Raw genomic sequence first — 23,638 nt, forward strand, 5'->3', positions numbered from 1 at the left:
TATAATTTAAAGATTTGATTGTTAAAATTCTACTTTAACACATAATCCTCAAAAAACTATTATTAACAAAGCTTAAAATTACATTATGTGTAAAAAATATATTTAATTATAAAGTTCCTCTCAATTCCTGTTCGCGCTCAATGCTCTCAAACAGTGCTTTAAAGTTACCTGCTCCAAAACCACGTGCACCCATTCGCTGGATTATTTCATAAAAAAGCGTAGGCCTGTCCTCCACGGGCTTGGTAAAAATCTGTAGCAGGTATCCTTCTTCATCCGCGTCAACCATAATGCCAAGGCTTTCCAGTATGGCAATATCCTCTTTCATAATACCCATATGCTCGCCAAGGCGTGCCGGCACTTCCTGATAATAAGCATGAGGCGGTTTGGAAAGAAATTCTACGCCGCGCGCTTTCATATCAGATACTGTTTTAATAATATCATCGGTAGCAACTGCGATATGCTGCACACCGGCACCTCCGTAAAAATCAAGATATTCTTCAATCTGCGACCTTTTTTTACCTTCAGCCGGTTCATTAATCGGGAATTTAATGCGCCCGTTACCGTTACTCATTACCTTACTCATAAGTGCTGAGTATTCGGTGTGGATTTGTTTATCATCAAACGAAAGAAAGTTTACAAAGCCCATTACATCTTCATACCACTTTACCCAGGTATTCATTTCATTCCAGCCTACATTGCCCACCATGTGGTCAACATATTTTAGGCCTACCGGTGCAGGGTTATAGTCAGATTTCCATTCTTTATAGCCCGGCAGAAATGGCCCGTTGTAGTTTTTACGTTCTACAAACATGTGTACGGTTTCACCATAGGTATATATACCTGCACGCACTACCTCACCAAATTCATCTTTTTCAACAGTAGGTTCCATGTAAGGTTTTGCGCCACGTGCAACAGTTTCTTCAAACGATTTGCGGGCATCTTCTACCCAAAGCGCTACAACCTTAACACCATCGCCATGTTTTACAATATGTTCGTTTAACGGAGATTCGGCTGTTAAAGGTGTTGTAAGTACCAGGCGTATTTTGTCCTGTACAAGCACATAGCTGGCACGGTCTTTTACACCGGTTTCAAGCCCTGCATAGGCGTGTGACTGAAAGCCAAACGCTGTTTTATAATAATGGGCTGCCTGTTTGGCATTGCCCACATAAAATTCTACATAGTCGGTTCCTAAAAGCGGAAGGAAGTCCTGTGCTCCTTCAAATATTTTTTCTAAACCGTATTCAACACTTTTTATTTCTTTGCTCATTGTATATTATTTTTAATAACCTTTTGGTTATAGTTGTGTGTTATTACTCTACCCAGCTTTTATAATATTTGCCGTCATCTATGCCCATTGCAGCCTTAGTTACCTTAAGCGGGCGGAAAGTATCTACCATTACTGCAAGTTCGTGCGTTTCTGTCTGGCCAATGCTGCGCTCTGTAGCTCCCGGCGCAGGCCCGTGTGGTATTCCTTTAGGGTGCAGGGTTATATGCCCCTGCTCAATATTATTACGGCTCATAAAGTCGCCATCTACATAGTATAATACTTCATCACTGTCTATATTGCTATGGTTATAAGGTGCCGGGATAGATTTCGGGTGATAATCGTACAGCCTTGGGCAGAATGAACATACTACAAACGAAGTAGTTTCAAATGTTTGGTGTATAGGCGGTGGCAGGTGTACCCGGCCTGTTATCGGCTCGAAATTATGGATGCTGAACGCGTACGGATAATTATAGCCGTCCCATCCTACTACATCAAACGGATGTGTGGCATACACAACATCGTGCATCATGCCTTCTTTTTTAATTTTAATTATAAAGTCGCCTTTTTCGTCATAGGTTTCCAGCTCTTGCGGTAATTTAAAATCGCGTTCGCAAAATGGCGAATGTTCCAGTAACTGCCCACTGGCATTTTTATAACGTTTTGGCGTGTATATAGGAGCAATCGATTCTGTATAGAACAACCGGTTATCCTCTGTGTCAAAATCTATCTGGTAAATCATGCCGCGTGGAATGATGAGGTAATCACCATACTCAAACGGTATGTTGCCCATAAAGGTGCGCAGTGTTCCGCTGCCTTTATGGATAAAAATCATTTCATCTGCATCTGCGTTTTTATAAAAATACTCACGAAGCGATTTTCTTGGTGCAGCAAGCCCTATAATGCAATCGTTATTTACCAGGAGGTCAGTACGGCTTTCTAAAAAGTCGTCTTTGGGTTGTATTTCAAAACCTTTTAGCAGTAATGATTTTATATTCTTATCAATGGCAATTTCAGGCGCAACCGAATAGGATTTTAAAATTTCCTTTACCTGTGTTGGCCTGTGCACTTGGTACAGCAATGAGGAGTGGCCATGAAACCCCTCGGTGCCAAAAAGCTGCTCATAATAAATGCCGCCGTTTGGCTTTTCAAACTGTGTATGTCTTTTTTGCGGGAACTTTCCCAGCTTGTGATATATAGGCATAATTGAAATTTATAAGTTAAACAAGTTAAATACCATGTATAGCCATGTGGGCTCATTCAGGATTTCGCTTGATGAGGAATTTAAGGTAACTTAATAAGTCCTGCCATTGCATATTCATGTAACAAATATCGGAAAAATTAAATTTTCATCCTTATTTTCTATGTAAAATTTAATATTTGGCAATATATGATTTAAAAAATAAGTCTTATATGGTTTATAATTTATTGCCATGCAAAATTTATATAAACGGCTCAATTATTTAAAACACATTTTTTTAGTTAAAATCCTTTACGGAAATTCATTTTTAAGGCGCTAAACTTTTGCTTTTATTTGTTTTTCTGTTTGTTTTTCTATCTTTGGAGTTAATTAACCAAAAACTTCCTTTATGTCAGCAAAAGCAGAATCCTGGGGTTCGCGCGTAGGTTTAATTCTTGCCATGGCCGGTAATGCCGTAGGACTGGGTAACTTTTTAAGGTTTCCGGTTCAGGCAGTGCAAAATGGGGGTGGCGCATTTATAATCCCATATCTGGTTTGTTTTGTAGTAATGGGGCTTCCTCTGCTTTTTATAGAATGGTCAACAGGCCGTTTCGGTGGGCGCTATGGCAACCACAGTACGCCCTATATATTGGATACCATGGCAAAAGGAAGGGTGTGGAAGTATATAGGTGTATTTGGTATTTTTACCAATATTGCAGTTGCGTCCTACTATTGTTATATAGAGTCATGGACCATGTCTTATGTGGTGCATTCCATTAAAGGTACTTTTACAGGTATGGACCAGGCACAGGTTGCCGGTTTTTTTAATACCTATGTAGATGTGGCACATTCCACAACAGGAATCCCTTATGAGGCAGTTATTTTTTACCTGCTTTGCCTGTTGTTAAATACATATATACTATCCAAAGGGCTTGGCGGAATTGAGAAGGTAGCTAAAATAGGGATGCCGTTGCTTATATTATTTGGTGCAATACTCGCCATTAGGGGGCTTACTTTAGGAACCAGTGGCGCGTCAGACCTTTTTCCTGCAGCCAATGCATGGGACGGCCTTAACTTTTTATGGACTCCGCAGTATGATTCGTTAACCAATCCAAAGGTATGGCTTGCTGCAGCAGGGCAAATATTCTTTACCCTGTCTGTTGGTATGGGTACTATACACTGTTATGCCGCCTACCTTAAATCTAAAGACGATATTGCCCTTAACTCTGTATCGGCAGGTTTTATGAACGAGTTTGTTGAGGTAGTGTTGGGCAGCCTTATAGTAATACCTATAGCAGCAGGATACCTTGGGCTTGACTGGGTACTGCAAAATGCAGGTTTTGGTATGGCTTTCCAAACAATGCCTTACCTTTTCCAGCAATGGGGCGATGTACTTTCCGTTTTTGCCGGTATCTTTTGGTTCGGGTTGCTGTTTTTTGCCGGTATTACATCTTCCCTGGCTATGGGAACACCGTGGATGGGCTTTATGCGCGATGAGTTTAACTGGAGCGGAAAAAAAGGGGCATGGTCTTTCGGGCTTATTGCACTTATAATGGGCCTGCCAACCGTTTTCTTTTTTAACCAGGGCGTTTTTGATGAATATGACTATTGGGCAGGGACTGTAAGCCTTGTGGTTTTTGCATTTTTGGAAACCGTTCTTTTCGCCTGGATATTTGGTATTAACAAAGGATGGAATGAAATTAATATGGGTGCTGATATTAAAATACCTGTATTTTTTAAATATGTAATGGCAACCATTACACCACTGCTTTTAGGCTGGGTACTTTTTGCAAGTATCCCTGATATGGTTGCTAAAATTAGTAATGATGACACCAATAATAAAGAATGGTTTGCGGATGCCTACTATGCCGAAAATTTTGAAGCTACCGGAACTAAGACAGGTGTGGTAGATTCTGTAGCTATAGGGTTTGTAAAACTCGCCTTTGAAAATGAAAAAAAGGTGTTTGATAAAAATACTGATAAAGTTAATACGGTAACTTTTACCGACTATAAAACCTATGCCTTTGGTGCAGGGCAGGATGTTACTGTAAAAAAGGGTGATGTTATAAAGCCCAAAGATAAAATAGCGGAAGGCGAATTCACCAACAATGTTTTTTATAAAACTATAGGCAGGCTGCTGCTTACGGCATTATTCCTGTTTATTTGTATAATGGTTTATGCCGCTTATAACAAAAGAAGAAAAGAAGGGAGGATACACTCATGAAAACAGAAGCAATAATTACAATGGTTACAGCCCAGGGGCTTGTAATAATTATAACATTATATTTTTTCTTCAGGGTATTAACAACAAAACCCAAGGAGGAACCAGACTCATATTCTGAAAATGATGATGAGGTGGACAGGCAACCTGATCAGACAAATCAATAAGCTTATTAAACATAAAAGGCAGCGAAATAGCTGCTTTTTTGGGATATTAATGTAGATTCTTAATTATGGATAACTATGATTTAGATGAGGAAGAAAAAGAGATGATTGAAATTGATAATAGGTGGAAAAAGATAGAAGAAGATGGTGTGAAAGATATATTGAAATATTTTGATAGAATACACGATAATCTTTCAAGTTATAATAATCTTTTAATAGGTGCTTTTTTGCATTAGCGCAATTTCAACAAAATATTTCTCGATGGACAATTTTAATCCCTATCGCCAATTTATGGTTTCTTATTTACATTAATTACAGATTAATGGAAAAAAGCAGATTTGAAGCATGTATTAGAAGCCAACCATTTGATCTAATTCAAAAACAAAAAAAGAAAATAAGTATAACAAATTGGCTGTCATTGTTTTCAATACTTACAACTCTTGTAGTTTCATTAATCTTCTTATACTATTTAGCTATCTACTAATTGGCTGTTAATAATAATTACTAATAAAAGCCTATCATGTTGGATAGGCTTTTATTAGTAATTATTATTACTTATTAAATTTTAATCTCTGCTTGAAAGCTTGGATAACAGCCTTAAAAATTCTACATAAAGCCATACAAGGGTAATGATAAGCCCCATTGCACCAAACCATTCCATATATTTAGGAAGATTTCTTTTAGCACCTTCTTCAATCATATCAAAATCAAGGAAAAGGTTTAAGGCGGCAATAATAATTACAAACACACTTATTCCAATACTCATTAGTGAGTTGCCGTAATGTACAGGCTCAAAACTGGTAAACATAGCAAGAAGCCATGATATTAGGTAATATGTTCCTATTGCAAGGGTTGCAGCTATTACAACCGACCTGAATTGCTGGTTTACCTGTACAATTTTAAATCTGTATAAAAGGAAACATACAAAAAATGTTACGAAAGTTGCGCCTACCGCCTGAATTACAATTCCGGGGTAATAAGCTTCGAAATAAGCCGAAATTCCACCAATGAAAAGACCCTCAAGCACGGCATAAAGCGGAGCCAGGAATTGGGAAGACTGAGGCCTGAAACTGGCTATTAAAACAACTATAAATCCGCCTATAGCACCACCTATTGCCAAGGGCATTGGGTTAGAGCCACTGTAAGCCATTGTCCAGGTTACTGCAGCACTTGCAATTAGCAATAAAAGCAATATGAAACTTTTATTTACAGCCCCGTTAACGGTCATGGTATTATTGTAGTCAATAATTTCTACCGGGCGGCCGTCAGTATCATAAACGGTTGCTGTTTGCGCAAATGATTTATTTTTTAAAAACGGGTTTTTAGATTTTAATTCCATAATCAGTTATTTATAAAGCTAAGTTTATTTTATCAATTTTTATTTTGAAGTAATTTTTTCAATAGCACTATCTGTCCTAAATGATAATAACTGTGTTCAATCATACAGTCTATATTGCGGCGGTAAGTACCATATTTTTCATCCACAAACACATCATCCAGTTTTTGTTCCGGCAGTTGCTCAATCAAACCGGCAAGCTCATCAGCATCTGCAAAAAATACGGTAAGTATTTTATCCCATTCCTGCTGGGTATTTATAGCGGGAAAATCAAAACTGTATTTATCTTTTATTTCCAGCCCACCACCTTTAAATACATTTAATATACCGGCAATATAATAATGTATATGCTGTGCCAATACCGAAATTGTATTTAAAGAGCCTGTTTTAGATGTTGCTATTTCCACCGGAAGGCCAAGCAATTCCTTTTTATAATTGGTATTGGCAACCCAAACCCCATTAAGTATTATTTCGCGAAGCCTGCCCGCCATTTGGTGTGCCTGCAGCATAGTTATTACAATTTAATACTACAATATTATAAAAAAACTCCCACTTATGTGGGAGTTTAATTTTTTATTAAATTTCAGATACCCTGAGTGTATTCACCATCCCTTTTTCAACTACCGGCATGGCCGCGAGGTTAATCAGCATGTCGCCTTTTTCCACATAGCCTTTTTCCTTTGCTATTAGGTTTACTTCCTCAACAGTTTCATCCGTGCTTAAAAACTTATCATAATAAAAGGCGTTTACTCCCCAAAGCAGGCTTAGCTGGGTAAGTATCTTTTTGTTTGATGTAAATACAAGTATATGTGCCTGCGGCCTCCACGCAGAAATCTGGAAGGCAGTATAACCACTGTTAGTAAGTGTGGAGATGGCTTTGGCCTTAATTACATTGGCCATTTGAGCCGCGTGGTAACATATTGATTTTGTTATAAAGCGCTTGGTGCGCACCTGCGGAACGTTTTGTGGTACGGTAATTAACGGTGAATCTTCTACAGACTCAATAATCTGCGTCATTTTCTGTATAACCTGTACCGGGTAGTTACCTACAGATGTTTCGCCTGAAAGCATTACGGCATCGGCACCGTCCATAACCGAGTTGGCCACATCATTAACCTCTGCCCTTGTAGGGGTAAGGCTTGTAATCATTGTTTCCATCATTTGGGTTGCAATAATTACCGGTATGCGTGCGGTTTTAGCACGGTTAACCAGTTTTTTCTGGATAAGCGGCACCTCCTGTGCAGGAACTTCCACACCCAGGTCACCGCGTGCTACCATAAGCCCGTCGCAAAATGCAACTATCTTATCAATATTTTCAACCGCTTCGGGTTTTTCAATTTTTGCAACAATCGGAATTTTATGGTCAGAATGTTCCGATATCAAATCCTGTAGTTCCTGAAGGTCTTTAGGTGTCCTTACAAAAGAAAGTGCAATCCAGTCAACCTCTTCCTTAATTGCAAAAATGGCATCTTTAATGTCCTTTTGGGTTAGTGCAGGCAATGATACTTTAGTATTAGGCAGGTTAACCCCTTTTTTAGATTTTAAAGGCCCGCCCTGTATAACCATTGCTTTAACTTCATCTCTCCTGTTTGTTTCAAGGACTTCAAATATAAGTTTCCCGTCATCAAGCAAAATCCTTTCGCCTGCATTTACATCATTGGGAAACTCTTTATAGTTCATATATACCTTCTCTGCAGTACCGGGAATATCTTCGGCAGTGGTAAAGGTAATCATGTCGCCCGGGGCAACCACTACATCTTCTTTCATTACCCCAACACGAAGTTTAGGCCCCTGAAGGTCGGCTAATATAGAAGTGTTGTAGCCAAATTCATCATTAAGGCTCCTGATAATATTTATACGCTCCTTAACATCGGTATAATCAGCGTGCGAGAAATTGATCCTGAATACATTTACCCCCGCATCTATCATGTCTTTAATAACTTCGCGGGTGCTGCATGCAGGGCCTAATGTGGCTACAATTTTAGTTTTTTTACTTGTTGGCATTCTATTAAAAAATTAAATTGTTTTTTGATTTTAGTTTGCTGTGATCTATTTTATAAGCTGTTGTAATTTGTTTTACTGCCAGCAGGCTGTTTACCGTTTGTTCTAACGCAAAAAAAGAAGGTGTATTTTCTACTTTTAGTATATAATCCACCTTTTTCAGCTCGGGCACCAAATATATATTGGCGGCTATGTTAATTCCTTTGCTCCCAAATAAGGAAGATTCGTTTTCCTGCCGGCCATCAATACTGTTTCTGTTCTGTATCAGGTTCCAGGCAGTATCGCTTTCAGGGTCTTCATAAAAAAAACGGGTAAAACAGCTTTCCCCTTCACGGGTTTTTATACCAATGTCTTTAGGGCTTTTTTCCAGCAGTATTTGTAATGACCGGTTAATAAAATAAGCCAGCCTGTAATCTTCTAAAGAAGAATGTATGGCAATTAATTCATAATCAACCGTTACAAAATCATCGATCTGTAATTTGTGAACAGCCATTCGTTTCCAAATAAGCCGTAAATATACTACTTATAAATTACAAAAAGCAGCGTTAAAATTAAGTTTATGATAAATTAATCACGAAAACGTTTTAGTAATCTATGATATTAGTTTATTTTTTGTTAATTTTTTCCTGAAATGCGAAATATGCCCTTTGCGAGGCTTTTTCTTCGGCTTTCTTTTTAGATGTTGCCCTTGCTTTTGCCACTATCCTGCCATCTATTTTCAGCTTAACGCCAAAATGTTTTTGCCCTTCGGTGCCATTATCCTCATAAAGCTCATAATAAAAAGATTTTTTTTCTTTTTGGCACCATTCAATCACCAGGCTTTTGTAGCTTATAACCTTTCCTTCCAGCTTCGGGATGTCAACATAGGGTACAATTACTTTTTTATAAATAAATTTTTCGCAGTAGGGGTAGCCCCTGTCAAGGTATATTGCGCCAATAAAGGCTTCGAACAAATTTCCATGGATGTTTTCGCCAAAATGCTGCGCCGAAACTTTGCTTTCTACCCAACTTATAAGGTTGAGGTCCCTGCCCAGTTCATTTAAATGTTCCCGGCTTACAATTTTAGAGCGCATTTTGGTTAAGTAGCCTTCATCTCCCGTAGGGACTTCATTAAATAAATGTGCTGCTATTACCGAGCCCAGCATAGCGTCGCCTAAAAATTCCAGCCTTTCATAATTAAGCGGGTTTCCTTTTTCATCTGTTTTATTAGATGAGCGGTGGGTAAATGCCCTGCGGTAATGGTCAAGGTTTATTGGATTAAAGCCCAGTATTTTTTTTATTGCATCAAAAAAAATCCCGTCTTCCTGAGGGCGACGGGATGTTGTGAATATTTTTTTTATTATACCCATGCGCTGGAATTACATTTCGAATTTTTTGACCAATACGCATGCATTGTGTCCGCCAAACCCGAATGTATTGCTCATTACAACTTTCATATCCCTTTTCTGTGCTTTATTAAAAGTAAAGTTCAGCTTAGGGTCTATGTTCTCATCATCAGTAAAGTGATTGATAGTTGGCGGTACAATACCATGTTTTATTGAAAGTATGGAAGCTATGGCTTCTATAGCCCCGGCAGCACCAAGCAGGTGCCCCGTCATAGATTTTGTAGAGTTAAGGTTAAGCTTGTAAGCATGCTCTCCAAAAACCTCGGTTATAGCTTTAGATTCTGCTATATCGCCCAAAGGGGTAGATGTACCGTGCATATTGACACCGTCAACATCTTCGGGCTGTAAGCCTGCATCCCTTAAACAGTTAAGCATAACATTTTTAGCGCCCAGCCCTTCTGGGTGGGGTGCTGTAATGTGGTGGGCGTCGGCACTCATACCGCCACCGCCAATTTCGCAGTATATGGTTGCACCACGCGCTATGGCATGTTCATACTCTTCCAGTATTAATGCGCCTGCACCTTCGCCAAGCACAAAGCCTTCGCGATCTTTATCCATTGGTCGCGATGCAGTTTTAGGATCATCATTTCGTGTAGAAAGGGCATGCATGGCATTAAACCCTCCCATACCGGCAATAGTTACTGCTGCCTCGCTGCCACCTGTTACCATAACATCTGCATGGCCAAGGCGAATGTAGTTAAAAGCATCAATAAGTGCATTTGTAGAAGAGGCGCATGCCGATACCGTAGTAAAGTTAGGCCCGCGGAAACCATATTTTATAGAGATATGGCCACCGGCTATATCGGCTATCATTTTTGGTATAAAAAACGGGTTAAATTTTGGCGTGCCGTTGCCGTTGGCAAAGTTTATTACCTCTTCCTGAAATGTTTCAAGTCCGCCAATTCCTGAGCCCCAAATAACGCCAACCCTGTCTTTGTCCAGTTTGTCAAAATCAAATTTGGCATCTTTTACTGCCTCATCGGTTGAGACAAGGGCATACTGGGCATAACGGTCCATTTTCCTTGCCTCTTTTCTGTCTATAAAATCTTCAACATTGAAATTTTTTACTTCGCAGGCAAATTTTGTTTTGAAGTTAGTCGTATCAAAATAAGTAATCGGGGCGGCACCACTCACGCCGTTTATGAGCCCGTTCCAGTACTCTTCAACGTTATTCCCAATAGGGGTTAGCGCGCCTAATCCGGTTACTACAACTCTCCTTAATTTCATAAAGTCAATTTTATAGTTTCAGTTTATAGAACAATACCCATGCATCTCTACTTTGGTTAATGTTAAAGAAACATGGGCATTTAATATTTTTATAAATGATCTTAATTGTAAAAGCCAATAAATAATAACATCCATGTATTAAGGTACATGGATGCTAAATATTTATTATTTTTTTGCTTCTTCTATATAAGAAATAGCCTGACCAACAGTAGAGATGTTTTCAGCCTGATCGTCCGGAATCTGTATATCGAATTCTTTTTCAAATTCCATGATAAGCTCAACAGTGTCTAATGAATCAGCTCCCAAATCATTCGTGAAGCTTGCTTCTGTTACAACTTCGTTTTCGTCAACACCTAATTTGTCTACGATAATCGCTTTTACTCTTGATGCAATGTCTGACATAATCTTTAATTTTAGAATTTAAATTGAACGGCAAAAATAAAAAACTTTATTTTAAAACCGCGTTTTACCAAAAAAATGTGAGTACTAAAATAAAAAATTAATTTTATAAATAACCCAAAAGCCTGTTATTTTAAAGAATATTATTCTTTTTTTTGCACAGGGAAACTTTTTACAAAAAATGAAAAACGTTATACTTTTTGCTTCCGGAAACGGCTCTAATGCAGAGCGCATAATGCACTATTTTAAAGGCAGGGAAGGGTATAATGTAAGCGCAGTTTTTACTAACAATGCCAAAGCGGGTGTAATACAAAAATCGGAAGCATATAATGTACCTGTAATTGTTTTTAACTGGGAAGATATGGCAAACGGCACACTTTTAAAAAAAGTAAAAAACACAACCCCGGATATTATTGTACTTGCAGGTTTTTTATGGAAATTTCCTGGTGATATTATAAAAGAATATCCCGATAGAGTAATTAATATACACCCTGCACTTTTACCTAAATATGGTGGCAAAGGTATGTATGGCATGAATGTGCATGCGGCAGTATATAATAATAAAGAAAAAGAAAGCGGCATTACCATACATTATGTAAATGATAATTATGATGAGGGGAATATAATTTTTCAGCAGACTGTAGCTGTTGATGAATGTATTTCACCTGAAGAAGTGGCACTAAAGGTGCTGCAACTTGAGCACGAATATTTTCCTGTAATAATTGAGCGGCTTTTAAGCAATAAATCAGATTAACATGGCGCACACAGTCCACATATATACTGATGGTGCAGCCAAAGGTAACCCTGGCCCCGGAGGGTATGGCGTTATATTGGAACAGGTGGGTACAGGCTACCGAAAGGAATTTTATGAGGGCTTCAGGCTTACTACAAACAACAGGATGGAACTTTTGGCTGTTATCGTAGGGCTTGAAAAACTAAAAAATCCGCAAACCACGGTTTTAGTGGTTTCTGATTCCAAATATGTTGTGGATGCCGTTACCAAAGGATGGATTTTTGGCTGGGAGAAGAAAAATTTTAAAGATAAAAAAAACGCCGACCTCTGGATGCGTTTTTTAAAGGTTTACCGCAGGCACAAAGTTGATTTTAAATGGATAAAGGGACATAACCAACATCCGCAAAATGAACGGTGTGACGAACTTGCAGTAATGGCATCAACCCAGCCTAAGCTTAACATAGATGCTGTTTATGAACATGAATCAGGGAAATAAAAAACCGGCCTGAGCCGGTTTGATATTATTTAAGAAAGCATTTTGCATATTCCCTTAAGGTAAAACCTTCGGTGTAATCCCTTTCAAACTTGTCCAGCTTAACTTTTACTATCTGTCTTTCCTGTAGCAATTTTAAATCTTTTTCATCTCTAAGCCCTATAATTCCAGTATAAACAGTGCCTCCGGCTCCGTTAGGAGCATGTTTCAGTTTTTCATCTGACATTACTATTTTTTCACCGTTGTCAAATTCTATAACCACACCTCTTCTTATTGCTCCTTCTACTTCTTTGTTTTTATTCGGAACATTAATAATAGCAAATATAAATGTAAATTCGCTTACACTTTTAATAAGGCGGATGCCATCAGCATATGGAAATTCATATCTTCTTGTGCTTTCATCATTAGTTTCTGTTTCAGTAATCCTGTCACAAAAAAAGTTTTCGGGATAATCTAATCCTCCAATAACTTCAAAAGGAAACATGCTGCTGAATTTTGGATTATAATCATAATACAAAGTACCAGTTTCGCTGTTTTCAAGTTTTATTTTAAATTTTTGAGTGCCATATTTATCATAGGGCTCAAACGAAACAACAGTAAACACTTTATCAACTAAAGCATCGTAATCTGAATTATAGCCTTTTTTCTTCTCATATACTTTTTTCAAATCCTCGTCTTTATAAAAGCCTTCATAACCATATTGCCTTGAACTTTCTTTTACCGGTTTAACTTTTACTTGTTTATTGGTAAGCAAATCAACTTTTTCACCGGGAAAATTTTGACCAAAAGATAAAAAGGTGCATAAAACAGCAACCAGGGACATAATTTTTTTCATATTAGATTTATTTATGTTAGTGGCCAAAATTAGAAAAAAATTTATTTTTTATAAAAATAAAAATTGTTCATAGTGTAATTTTTTAAGACTGTCTTAAGGTTTTACTGGCATGATGAAATATTTGCCCTTTGAAATTTATCCACTATCTTTGCGCCTTTAAAATTAAACCCTGTTTATGAACAAATTACTTATTGTAGGTACCGTAGCTTTTGATGCCATTGAAACACCTTTTGGCAAAACCGATAAAATTTTAGGTGGTGCAGGAACATATATAGGCCTTTCTGCCTCATTTTTCAGGCTCAAGCAAGCTATAGTATCTGTAGTGGGGGAAGATTTTCCGCAGGAGTATATTGATTTATTAAAAGACAGGGACATTGATACAACAGGACTTGAAATTGTAAAGGGTGGTAAAACATTTTTTTGGAGCGGGCGTTATCATAACGACCTTAATTCCCGTGATACACTGGAAACCCAGTTAAATGTACTGGCTGATTTTAAGCCTGTAGTACCGGAACATTATAAAAATGCTGATGTAGTGCTTTTAGGCAACCTGCACCCGCTTATTCAAAGCAGTGTGCTGGATCAGTTAACCGAAGAGCCTAAGCTTATAGTGCTTGACACAATGAATTTTTGGATGGATTGTGCCTTGCCGGAACTTCTTGAAGTTATTAAAAGGGTAGATGTAATAACTATTAATGATGAGGAGGCACGCCAGCTTTCAGGAGAATATTCCCTGGTTAAGGCGGCTGCCAAAATACAACAAATGGGCCCTGAATATGTAGTTATTAAAAAAGGGGAGCATGGTGCTTTGCTTTTCCATGGCAGGAATGTATTTTTTGCACCTGCGCTTCCGCTTGAGGAAGTGTTTGACCCTACAGGCGCGGGTGATACTTTTGCCGGAGGTTTTGCCGGTTATATTACACAAAGCGAAAATGTTTCTTTTGAAAATATGAAAAATGCCATTATCTACGGTTCTAACATGGCATCATTCTGTGTTGAAAAATTTGGTACGGAACGGATGGTAAACCTTGAAAAGGAAGAGGTACTGCAACGCCTTCAGCAATTTAGGGCGCTTACCCAGTTTGACATATCACTTGAAGATACGGAAGAATAAATAACAGGCCTCATTATGGGGCTTTTTTTAATTTAAAGCTACAGCAACAACAACACAACTATGAGCGATAGTATAAAACATGAATGTGGTATAGCGCTTTTAAGGCTGCTAAAACCTTTAGAGTATTATAAGGAAAAGTATGGCTCTGTTTTTTATGGGATACAAAAAATGTACCTCCTTATGGAAAAACAGCACAACCGCGGGCAGGACGGTGCTGGTTTTGCCAGTATAAAAATGGATGTAAAGCCGGGGCAAAGATACATAAGCCGCATACGCTCTAACCAGCAGCAGCCGATACAGGACATTTTTACTCAGATTAACGGCAGGATAAATGAAGAACTTGCAGCCCACCCGGAATACCATATTAATATGCAGCTGCTTAAAGAGCAGGTGCCTTATATAGGCGAGGTTTTTTTAGGCCATGTGCGTTATGGTACTTTTGGTAAAAACAGCATAGAAAGTGTGCACCCTTTCCTGAGGCAGAATAACTGGATGCACCGCAACCTTATTGTGGCAGGAAATTTTAACATGACTAATGTTAAGGAACTTTTTGACAGCCTTGTTGAAATTGGCCAGCATCCCAAAGAACTTGCCGATACAGTTACCGTAATGGAAAAAATTGGCCACTTTCTTGATGATGAGGTTACAGACTTATATCAGGAATGTAAGCAGGAAGGCTACAGTAAACAGGAGGCAAGTGCTGTTATAGCCGAAAGGCTTAATATTGCCAAGATTTTAAAAAGGGCTTCAAAACAATGGGATGGAGGTTATGCAATGGCAGGGCTGTTAGGGCATGGCGATAGTTTCGTTTTCAGGGATCCGGCAGGTATACGTCCGGCCTATTATTATAAGGATGATGAGGTGGTAGTTGTTGCATCGGAAAGGCCGGTAATACAAACAGTATTTAATGTAAACTTTGAAGATGTACAGGAACTGGAACCGGGCAATGCTATTATTATAAAGAAGGATGGCAGGGTAAATATAAATGAAATTATACAGCCGCTTGTAAAGAAAGCATGCTCGTTTGAAAGGATTTATTTTTCACGTGGCAGTGATGCTGAAATTTACAGGGAACGCAAGGAACTGGGAAGGCTTATTTTACCCGACGTGCTGAAAGCGATTGATAATGATACTGATAATACTGTTTTCTCTTATATACCCAATACTGCAGAAACCTCTTTTTTCGGTATGGTTGAGGCAGCACAGGATTTTTTAAATGACCGCAAAAATAACCAGATATTAAGAGACAGGAACACACTGACTGCCGAAACTTTAAAAGAGCTCCTTTCAGTAAAGATTCGTACTGAAAAGATTGCTATAAAGGATGCAAAACTCCGCACTTTTATAACTGAGGACAGCAGCAGGGATGATTTGGTGGCGCACGTATATGATGTTACTTACGGGGTTATAAAGCCCAGTGATAACCTTGTTATTATTGACGACAGTATAGTTAGGGGAACTACCTTAAAAAAGAGTATAATAAAAATGATGGACAGGCTTAACCCCAAAAAAATAGTTGTGGTTTCTTCGGCCCCTCAAATAAGGTATCCTGATTGTTATGGTATTGATATGGCTAAGCTGGAAGGGCTTGTTGCTTTTCAGGCAGCACTAGCACTCCTTAAGGAAAGGAACATGCTGCACATTGTGGAAGATGTATATAAAAAATCAAAAGTACAGGAAAACCTTCCCGATGCTGAAGTGGTAAATCATGTGAAAGAGTTTTATGCGCCTTTTACAGATGAGGAGATATCGGATAAGATTGCACAGCTTTTACGTTCAGAAGATATAAAAGCTGAAGTTAAAATAATATTCCAGAGTGTAGATAACCTGCACAAGGCATGTCCTAAAAATCTTGGGGATTGGTATTTTACAGGTGATTACCCTACGCCTGGCGGAAACCGTGTGGTAAACCGTGCATTTATTAATTTTTATGAAGGAAATGACGCCCGTGCCTATTAGAAAGCGCAATTCAACGATTTTTTCTACGTGTTATCTAAAAAAATTGCATAGTATACCATCCCGCTATACTTTTACAATCAAATAGCATTAGTAAATTAATTTTTACGGTATTTTTGGGGGCAAAAAGCAGAAGTAAACACTTCTGCTTTTTATTTTTAATACCATTATAGTGTTTTTGCCTCATTAAAAATCTCTTTCATATCCGTTCGTTAAATATATATTCCATTTTTACATAAAAACATTGTTTTTGCATATTTCACAATTAAATAGTTGTGTAGTTGCAAAACGTACTATAAATTTGCACTTTTAGTAAAATTAATTTTTTACGGTATTTTAGAGGGCAAAAGAGGGGAAGCGTTAAGTTTCCCCTTTTTAGTTTTATGCATTTTATAGAATAAAAGCGCATTTCATCGAAATTTTATAACTTTTCATCTATTTAATTTGCAAATTAGTAAGGTTGGATATAGTTTAGCATCAAAATAGCATTAGTAAATTAATTTTTACGGTATTTTTGGGGGCAAAAAAAGGGAGAACTTTTCCAGTTCTCCCTTTTTTATTTTGTAATAACTATATACATTAAATAGTATAGCATAAAAAAAGGAGGCTAATGCCTCCTTTTTCATTTCAGGTATATTGTGTATTACTTTTCATTAGCATAGCGCCTTGCCACTTCTTCCCAGTTCACTACTTTAAAGAAAGCCTCAATATAATCCGGCCTCCTGTTCTGGTAATTTAAATAATAGGCATGTTCCCAAACATCAAGGCCTAAAATAGGTGTGCCGCCACATCCAATTTCAGGCATTAAAGGGTTGTCCTGGTTAGGTGTAGAGCATATTTCCAGTTTACCACCCAGGTGCACGCACAACCATGCCCATCCTGAACCGAATTGTGTAGCTGCTGCTTTGGCAAATTTGGCTTTAAATTCATCAAATGAGCCAAAAGCCTTTTCAATGGCTGCTTCCAGTTCGCCTGTAGGCTCTCCGCCTCCTTTTGGCGACAATATTTGCCAAAACAGGTTGTGGTTGTAGTAACCGCCCCCGTTATTTCTCACTGCGCTGTTGGAAGGGTCAAGGTTTATAAGTATATTTTCAATAGTTTTACCTTCAAGGTCAGTGCCTGCTATGGCATTGTTAAGGTTGGTTGTGTACGCATTATGATGCTTGGTATGATGTATTTCCATAGTACGGGCATCAATATGAGGTTCTAAAGCATCGTATGCATAAGGTAGTTTAGGTAATTCAAAAGCCATGATATACGTAATTTTAAAAGATTAGTATTAATTTTAATCCAAATTTAAAAATTTTAAATTTTATATCGAAATAAGATTTTGTTATAAATTATCTTATTAAATATTAAAAATAAAACCAGCTAAGTGCAAAAAACCGCTTTTTCCATATACAATGCCTCTGCCGGGTCCGGTAAAACCTATATGCTTGTAAAAGAGTATTTAAAAATACTCTTGTTGTCCCCGTCTGATGATACTTACAGGAAAATACTGGCCATAACCTTTACCAATAAGGCTGTGGAAGAAATGAAAGGGCGTATAATAGCAAACCTTTCCGATTTCTCCAAAGATGAACCGGGTGCCAGGGCAGAAGCCCTTATGATGATACTTCAACAGGAAACGGGCCTCTCACTTGCCACTATAAAAGATAAGTCAAAAGCTATAATTAAAAATATTATACATAATTATGCTTCGTTTGATATTTCTACCATAGACAGGTTTACGCATAAGGTAATACGTGCATTTGCGCATGACCTTAACCTTTCGGTTAGTTTTGATGTTTCGCTGGAAACGGAAAACCTTTTAAAAGAGGCAGTAGATGCCATTATTGCAAAAGCAGGTGAGAACGAGGTTTTGACAGGGCTTTTGGTTGATTTTTCACTGGACAAGACAGATAATGACAAAAGCTGGGATGTTACCCACGAGCTTTTTGAAACAGGAAAACTGCTTATTAATGAAAATAACCGGAATGAGGTAAGCCAGTTTCGGGATAAAACCATAGAGGAATTTTTATTTATAAAAGAAAAGCTACGGCAGGCAGTAGCCGGGCTTGAAGCGCATTGCCGCTCGCTTGGCAGCAGTCTTACAGAAATGCTGGAAGAAAATAACATTGATTTAAAATCGTTTTCCGCAGGCCATTTTCCTAATCATATTGGTTATATATCAAACGGGGAGTTGAAGCCTTCCCACAAAAAATACTTTGAACCCGATGATATAAAGGTTAACAAGTCAGCCAAAGACAAGGATGCCATTGAAGCCCTTAAGCCTGGATTGCTGAGCCTGCTGGCCGAGGTTTATAAAAATTATGAGAAGAAAAGTTTTTATGAAGCTTTCCTGAAGAACATAACACCGCTTTCACTGCTTAATTCTATTAGCCAGGAGCTGGAACGCATACAAAAGGAACAGAATATACTTTCCATATCAGAGTTTAATGCTATTATACATAAGGAAATACAAAACCAGCCCGCACCGTTTATATATGAAAGGCTGGGCGAGCGCTACCGTCATTTTTTTATAGATGAATTTCAGGATACCAGCCAGATGCAATGGCAAAATCTTATACCGCTTATAGATAATTCCCTCGCTTCAGAAGATTTGCAGGGCAACAAAGGTTCTTTAATGATTGTAGGCGACCCTAAACAATCTATTTACCGGTGGCGCGGTGGGCATGCAGAACAGTTTATAAATTTGACCAAAGGGTTAAACCCTTTTTCCAACCCGGAAAGGAATATATATAATTTAGGAGTAAATTTCAGGAGTTACAGTAACGTAGTAAGCTTCAACAATTCCTTTTTTTCTTTTTTATCACAGTATTTTGAAGATGAAGATTATAAGGATTTGTACCAAAACAGTGAGCAGGAAGTTAATAATAAAAACGGAGGGTATGTAAATATTTCTTTTATTCCGGAAATTTCAGGAGAGGATTTGGAAACCACCCGGAACGACCAATACCTTGAAGCAACACTGGCCACTATAAAGAAAGTACTGAACCAGGGCTTTCAGTACAAAGATATAGTACTGCTGACCCGAAAAAGGCAGCCGGGTGTTTTGCTGGCCAATTACCTTACCGAAAATAAAATACCCATACTTTCTTCGGAAACATTGCTAATAGAGAATGCGTCAGAGGTCAAGCTGATAATTAATTTGCTGCGCTACCTTAAAAGTAATGCCAATATGGAGGCTAAAGCACAATTTTTATATTTTGTTGCCAATAACCAAAAAGAAAAGCATCAGGTACATGATTTTATAGCTGCAGGCATGCAGCAGCCGACAGAAGAAAGCCTGGAACAATGGCTGGCAAGCCAGGGTATATACATATCATTTAAAAACTGCCGTAAAAAATCATTATATGAAGCAGTTGAAACCATAGTAGATGTGTTCATCAAGGAAAAAAGCAACCAGAGTTATGTGCAATACTTCCTTGACCTTGTGTTGGAGCGTGATATAAGGACACAATCCGGGATATCAGACTTTTTGGAATATTGGGAGAACAATGGCAGTAAGTTCAGCATTCCTTCGCCTGAAGGTAATGATGCTGTAAGGATAATGACAATTCATAAATCCAAAGGGCTTGAGTTTCCTGTTGTTATTTTCCCGTTTGCCGAAGAAGATTATGCACGCAGCCCACGCGATAAAATGTGGCTGGAGCTTGATGATGAAACCTTTGGTTTTCAAAAGGCACTTATAGACAGTAAAAAGGAAGTGGCAGAGTATGGTGAAAAGGCGGCAGAACTGTATAAAATAAAATCACAGGAAGAGCTTTTGGATAATATTAATGTACTGTATGTGGCATTAACAAGGGCTGAAGAGCAGTTATATATTATTTCAGCGAGGAATTTTACCTCGCGCGGGGAGCTGACCAATAATATGTCATCCTACTTTATAGGATACCTGCAGCACAAGCAGGTATTTGATAATTTAAGGGATGAATATGAGTTTGGCAAGCCCGGAAGGATATCCTCTGCTGCTGCACCTACAGAAGAACAGGAAGTAATAAAGGTAGTGAAACAGCATTTTAACCCAAGGGCTGTAAAAATTGCACAGCGGGAATCGCTCATGTGGGGCAGTGCCCAGTTACAGGCAATAGAGTTTGGCAATGTAATGCATGAAGTACTGTCTTTTGTAAAATCGGCAGATGATATACCTGTTGCACTCATGAAAGCCATAGAGGCAGGGCTTATAACCCAAACCCAGAAAGGCGAGGTGGAAAAAGCCCTTAAAGAAATAACAATGCATCCTGGCCTTGCAGATTTTTTCAATCCGGAAAACGAAATTTTTAATGAGCAGAGCATTATAGGCAATAACATCCAAACCCTAAAGCCGGACAGGGTTGCTATCCGTAACGGCAGTGCCTGGCTGCTGGATTATAAAACCGGGATACATATGGATAAATATGCGAAGCAGTTATCCGGTTATCAAAGCGCATTGGAAAGTATGGGGCTTAAAGTAGAAAAGAAAGCACTTATATATATAGGTGAAAATATTGAAGTAGTGCAGCTGCCGCTTTAAGCCAATAGTAAATGCTTTGTGTATCTTTGCCTTGTAATAATAAACAACAAACAAATTATACTATATGTACGGAAAAATAAAAGAGCATCTTGCTGCTGAACTGGAAACCATTAAAGAAAACGGGCTTTATAAAAAAGAACGGATTATAGCTTCGCCGCAGGGTGCTGAAATTACACTTGAAAGCGGGCAGAAGGTACTTAACTTTTGTGCCAATAACTATCTGGGGCTTTCTTCGCACCCCGAAGTTATACAGGCTGCAAAAGACGCGCTGGATACGCATGGCTTTGGTATGTCATCAGTAAGGTTTATATGTGGTACACAGGATATACATAAAGAACTCGAAAAAAAAATAGCATCCTTTTACGGCACGGAAGACACAATTTTGTATGCTGCTGCTTTTGATGCCAATGGCGGTGTGTTTGAACCATTGCTTGGCGAGGAAGACGCTATTATATCCGATAGCCTGAACCATGCCTCTATTATTGACGGCGTGAGGCTTTGTAAAGCGGCGAGGTACCGCTATGAAAACAATAACATGGCCGAACTGGAACAGCAGCTGAAAAAAGCAAATGAAGAAAACAGGAGGTTTAAAATTATTGTAACCGATGGTGTTTTTTCAATGGACGGATTGGTAGCTCCACTTGATAAAATATGCGACCTGGCCGAAAAGTATGATGCTATGGTAATGGTGGATGAGTGTCACGCTGCCGGATTTATAGGCGAAACAGGAAAGGGAACACTGGAAGCAAAAAATGTTATGGGCAGGGTTGATATTATTACCGGTACATTAGGTAAGGCCCTGGGCGGTGCTATGGGCGGCTACACAACCGGCAAAAAAGAAATAATAGAAATGCTGAGGCAGCGTTCAAGGCCCTACCTGTTTTCAAATTCTTTAGCACCATCTATAGTAGGCGCTTCTATCAAGGTTTTTGAATTGCTTGAAAAAGATACTTCACTGCGTGACAAGCTGGAATGGAATACCAATTATTTTAAGAAAGGTATGAAAGAAGCTGGTTTTGATATTATAGACGGCGATTCGGCTATAGTTCCTGTAATGCTGTATGATGCAAAGCTTTCGCAGCAAATGGCAGATATGCTGTTAGAAAAAGGTATATATGTAATAGGTTTCTTTTATCCTGTTGTGCCTAAGGATAAAGCGCGCATAAGGGTGCAGCTTTCAGCAGCACACACACAGGAACATCTTGATAAAGCCATAGATGCATTTGCCCAAGTTGGGAAATCATTAACTATTATTTAACTAGAATTTAGGGGGTTTAGTAGGATATTTTTTAATAAATCGTTTTGCGATTAGATTTTAACATACTAAATTTGCCTAATATAACCTATATGTAATTAAATTTAAAAAAGTATGAAACATCTTAGCAAACTATTTGTTGCAGGTTTTCTGGCTTTAGGTCTTAACTCCTATGCTCAGGACAGCGACAATCCATGGGCTATCTCATTTGGTGCTAATGCCGTAGATACCAGGTTTGGGGCAGCATCTAAATTTGAAGACCAATTCAGTGAATACTTTAATGCTAAAGACCATTGGAACATCCTTCCTTCTGTGTCTTACATCAATGTATCAAGAGCCATAGGAGATAACTTCTCTTTCGGTATTACAGGATCAGTAAACAAAATTGACAAATTGGTTACACGTACTCCCGGTACTCAGGACTATACTGTAACTAATCCTGGAGATCTTACTTATTATGGTGTTGATGGCCAGATTAAGTACAGCTTCCTTAACCTTATTGGTACTAGCTGGTTTGACCCTTATCTACACTTAGGTGGTGGTTATACCTGGATTGATGAAAAAGGTAATGGTACAGTAAATGGTGGCCTTGGTGTTACATTCTGGTTTGTTGAGAATGTAGGTTTAACACTTCAGTCTACTTACAAACATTCATTTGAAGATCAGGCAGAAGCTAATGTGCCAAGGCACTTACAGCATTTTGCAGGTCTTACTTTTAAATTTGGTGGAAAAGACACTGACAAAGACGGTATATATGACAAAGACGATCTTTGTCCTGAAGTACCAGGTTTAGAGCAGTTCCAGGGATGTCCTGATACTGATGGCGATGGTATTCCTGATAAAGATGATGCTTGTCCTGATCAAGCAGGCCTTGCTGAGTTCCAGGGATGTCCTGATACTGATGGCGATGGTATAGCTGATAAAGATGATGCTTGTCCTGAAGTTGCAGGTGTTGCAAGCCTACAAGGCTGCCCTGATACTGATGGTGACGGTATAGCTGATAAAGATGACCAGTGCCCTGAAGTTGCAGGTCCTAAAGAAAACAATGGTTGCCCTTGGCCAGATACTGATGGCGACGGTGTACTTGACAAAGATGATCTTTGCCCGGATGTGAAAGGTACTGCTGCTAACCGCGGATGCCCTGAAGTAACTGAAGAGGTTGTTAAGAAACTTAATGACTATGCAAGGACTATATTATTCAACAGTGGTAAATCTACTTTCAAAGATGAAACTGTACCGGTACTTGAAAATATGAAAAACATATTGAAAGAATACCCTCAGGCAAGGTTCAGCATTGAAGGCCACACTGATAGTGATGGTAGCAACGCTCTTAACCAGACTCTATCTGAAAACAGGGCTGCTGCAGTAGTTACTTACCTTGTTGAAAACGGTATTGCTGCTGACAGGTTGAGGTCAGTTGGTTTCGGTGAAACTAAACCAATTGCTTCTAACAGGACAGCTAAAGGTAAAGCTCAGAACAGAAGGGTAGAAGTTAAGCTTATTAAAGAGTAATTTATACCAGTAAATAAATTGAAAATGCCTCCGCTAAGCGGGGGCAT

21 protein-coding genes are annotated in these 23,638 nt (G+C 38.6%); 10 read left to right on the plus strand and 11 right to left on the minus strand.

The window, feature by feature from the left end:
* Nucleotides 1-106 precede the first annotated feature (106 nt).
* Nucleotides 107-1,267, minus strand: a complete 1,161-nt coding sequence (hppD, locus tag GSF09_RS02070; RefSeq protein WP_159799272.1) for a 4-hydroxyphenylpyruvate dioxygenase — start codon at nt 1,265-1,267, stop codon at nt 107-109.
* Between the two features lie 43 nt (nt 1,268-1,310).
* Nucleotides 1,311-2,468: a homogentisate 1,2-dioxygenase gene (locus GSF09_RS02075; protein WP_159799273.1), complete on the minus strand. Its 1,158-nt coding sequence runs from the start codon at nt 2,466-2,468 to the stop codon at nt 1,311-1,313.
* A 385-nt stretch (nt 2,469-2,853) separates the two neighbouring features.
* On the opposite strand from GSF09_RS02075, the gene GSF09_RS02080 reads away from it, so the two are divergent.
* The 3 genes from GSF09_RS02080 to GSF09_RS02085 all read left to right on the plus strand — a co-directional run bounded on the left by GSF09_RS02080 (nt 2,854) and on the right by GSF09_RS02085 (nt 5,065).
* The gene (locus GSF09_RS02080; RefSeq protein ID WP_159799274.1) at nt 2,854-4,668 is read left to right on the plus strand and encodes a sodium-dependent transporter; all 1,815 of its coding nucleotides are present in this window, start codon (nt 2,854-2,856) and stop codon (nt 4,666-4,668) included.
* Nucleotides 4,665-4,832 (plus strand): hypothetical protein, encoded by a 168-nt coding sequence (locus tag GSF09_RS13725; protein ID WP_201309315.1) that lies wholly within the window; start codon nt 4,665-4,667, stop codon nt 4,830-4,832. Before GSF09_RS02080 ends, GSF09_RS13725 begins: the two co-directional genes overlap by 4 nt.
* Before the next feature lie 65 nt (nt 4,833-4,897).
* Nucleotides 4,898-5,065, plus strand: coding sequence for a hypothetical protein (locus tag GSF09_RS02085; protein WP_159799275.1), 168 nt, complete (start codon nt 4,898-4,900; stop codon nt 5,063-5,065).
* A 329-nt stretch (nt 5,066-5,394) separates the two neighbouring features.
* Here the strand turns inward: GSF09_RS02085 and GSF09_RS02090 are convergent, their stop codons facing one another.
* The 7 genes from GSF09_RS02090 to GSF09_RS02120 all read right to left on the minus strand — a co-directional run bounded on the left by GSF09_RS02090 (nt 5,395) and on the right by GSF09_RS02120 (nt 11,180).
* On the minus strand, nt 5,395-6,168 hold the full coding sequence (locus tag GSF09_RS02090) for a Bax inhibitor-1/YccA family protein (protein ID WP_159799276.1): 774 nt from the start codon (nt 6,166-6,168) through the stop codon (nt 5,395-5,397).
* A gap of 32 nt (nt 6,169-6,200) precedes the next feature.
* Nucleotides 6,201-6,674 (minus strand): DUF1572 family protein, encoded by a 474-nt coding sequence (locus GSF09_RS02095; RefSeq protein WP_159799277.1) that lies wholly within the window; start codon nt 6,672-6,674, stop codon nt 6,201-6,203.
* A 67-nt stretch (nt 6,675-6,741) separates the two neighbouring features.
* Nucleotides 6,742-8,169 carry a pyruvate kinase gene (pyk, locus tag GSF09_RS02100; protein WP_159799278.1) on the minus strand — a complete coding sequence of 476 codons (1,428 nt, stop codon included), beginning with the start codon at nt 8,167-8,169 and terminating at the stop codon, nt 6,742-6,744.
* A gap of 4 nt (nt 8,170-8,173) precedes the next feature.
* Nucleotides 8,174-8,659, minus strand: coding sequence for an IPExxxVDY family protein (locus GSF09_RS02105; protein WP_159799279.1), 486 nt, complete (start codon nt 8,657-8,659; stop codon nt 8,174-8,176).
* Between the two features lie 112 nt (nt 8,660-8,771).
* On the minus strand, nt 8,772-9,515 hold the full coding sequence (rnc, locus tag GSF09_RS02110; RefSeq protein WP_159799280.1) for a ribonuclease III: 744 nt from the start codon (nt 9,513-9,515) through the stop codon (nt 8,772-8,774).
* Nucleotides 9,516-9,524: 9 nt separating this feature from the next.
* Nucleotides 9,525-10,778, minus strand: a complete 1,254-nt coding sequence (gene fabF / locus GSF09_RS02115) for a beta-ketoacyl-ACP synthase II (RefSeq protein ID WP_159799281.1) — start codon at nt 10,776-10,778, stop codon at nt 9,525-9,527.
* Nucleotides 10,779-10,943: 165 nt separating this feature from the next.
* Nucleotides 10,944-11,180 carry an acyl carrier protein gene (locus GSF09_RS02120; protein WP_019037482.1) on the minus strand — a complete coding sequence of 79 codons (237 nt, stop codon included), beginning with the start codon at nt 11,178-11,180 and terminating at the stop codon, nt 10,944-10,946.
* 178 nt (nt 11,181-11,358) lie between these two features.
* On the opposite strand from GSF09_RS02120, the gene GSF09_RS02125 reads away from it, so the two are divergent.
* Complete coding sequence (locus GSF09_RS02125; RefSeq protein WP_159799282.1) at nt 11,359-11,931, plus strand: phosphoribosylglycinamide formyltransferase; 573 nt, start codon at nt 11,359-11,361, stop codon at nt 11,929-11,931.
* 1 nt (nt 11,932) lies between these two features.
* A complete protein-coding gene (rnhA, locus tag GSF09_RS02130; RefSeq protein ID WP_159799283.1) occupies nt 11,933-12,406 on the plus strand; it encodes a ribonuclease HI in 474 nt (157 codons plus the stop codon).
* 25 nt (nt 12,407-12,431) lie between these two features.
* Here rnhA and GSF09_RS02135 read toward each other — a convergent pair whose 3' ends face one another.
* Nucleotides 12,432-13,238, minus strand: a complete 807-nt coding sequence (locus tag GSF09_RS02135) for a hypothetical protein (protein WP_159799284.1) — start codon at nt 13,236-13,238, stop codon at nt 12,432-12,434.
* Between the two features lie 175 nt (nt 13,239-13,413).
* Between GSF09_RS02135 and GSF09_RS02140 the strand changes: the two genes are divergently transcribed.
* Together GSF09_RS02140 and GSF09_RS02145 are read left to right on the plus strand one after the other, a co-directional pair.
* Complete coding sequence (locus GSF09_RS02140; protein ID WP_159799285.1) at nt 13,414-14,352, plus strand: PfkB family carbohydrate kinase; 939 nt, start codon at nt 13,414-13,416, stop codon at nt 14,350-14,352.
* 60 nt (nt 14,353-14,412) lie between these two features.
* Complete coding sequence (locus GSF09_RS02145) at nt 14,413-16,311, plus strand: amidophosphoribosyltransferase (protein ID WP_159799286.1); 1,899 nt, start codon at nt 14,413-14,415, stop codon at nt 16,309-16,311.
* Nucleotides 16,312-16,951: 640 nt separating this feature from the next.
* Here GSF09_RS02145 and GSF09_RS02150 read toward each other — a convergent pair.
* Complete coding sequence (locus GSF09_RS02150) at nt 16,952-17,560, minus strand: superoxide dismutase (protein WP_159799287.1); 609 nt, start codon at nt 17,558-17,560, stop codon at nt 16,952-16,954.
* 123 nt (nt 17,561-17,683) lie between these two features.
* Here GSF09_RS02150 and GSF09_RS02155 point away from each other — a divergent pair, with 123 nt between their 5' ends.
* The 3 genes from GSF09_RS02155 to GSF09_RS02165 all read left to right on the plus strand — a co-directional run bounded on the left by GSF09_RS02155 (nt 17,684) and on the right by GSF09_RS02165 (nt 23,591).
* The gene (locus GSF09_RS02155; protein WP_159799288.1) at nt 17,684-20,824 is read left to right on the plus strand and encodes an exodeoxyribonuclease V subunit beta; all 3,141 of its coding nucleotides are present in this window, start codon (nt 17,684-17,686) and stop codon (nt 20,822-20,824) included.
* Between the two features lie 64 nt (nt 20,825-20,888).
* Nucleotides 20,889-22,082 (plus strand): glycine C-acetyltransferase, encoded by a 1,194-nt coding sequence (kbl, locus tag GSF09_RS02160; protein ID WP_159799289.1) that lies wholly within the window; start codon nt 20,889-20,891, stop codon nt 22,080-22,082.
* A gap of 111 nt (nt 22,083-22,193) precedes the next feature.
* Nucleotides 22,194-23,591: an OmpA family protein gene (locus GSF09_RS02165; protein WP_159799290.1), complete on the plus strand. Its 1,398-nt coding sequence runs from the start codon at nt 22,194-22,196 to the stop codon at nt 23,589-23,591.
* Nucleotides 23,592-23,638: the final 47 nt, after the last annotated feature.

This window comes from Flavobacterium sp. MK4S-17 (assembly GCF_009848495.1).
In the GTDB taxonomy this organism is placed as follows: Bacteria; Bacteroidota; Bacteroidia; order Flavobacteriales; family Flavobacteriaceae; genus Flavobacterium.